Origin of the sequence: Pseudomonas putida, assembly GCF_028682475.1 — a bacterium.
Taxonomy (GTDB): Bacteria; Pseudomonadota; Gammaproteobacteria; order Pseudomonadales; family Pseudomonadaceae; genus Aquipseudomonas; species Aquipseudomonas putida_AG.
Map to the genome: position 1 here is coordinate 1 of NZ_JANHLE010000145.1, position 277 is coordinate 277.

Annotated in this window: 1 protein-coding gene; it reads left to right on the top strand. The window is 56.7% G+C overall.

The annotated features are described in order from the left end of the window. Window positions 1-277 (top strand): GTP-binding protein (locus NPS47_RS25565; RefSeq protein ID WP_274297464.1); only part of this gene is annotated, 277 nt, incomplete at both ends.

Sequence of the window (277 nt, forward strand, 5' to 3'; positions counted from 1 at the left end):
ACAAACCCGTGAGCACATCCTGCTTTCCCGTCAGGTTGGCGTTCCGTACATCGTGGTCTTCCTGAACAAGGCTGACCTGGTAGACGACGCTGAGCTGCTGGAACTGGTCGAGATGGAAGTTCGCGACCTGCTGTCCACCTATGACTTCCCAGGCGACGACACTCCGATCATCATCGGTTCGGCTCGTATGGCGCTGGAAGGCAAAGACGACAACGAAATGGGCACCACCGCTGTCAAGAAGCTGGTTGAGACTCTGGACAGCTACATCCCAGAGCCT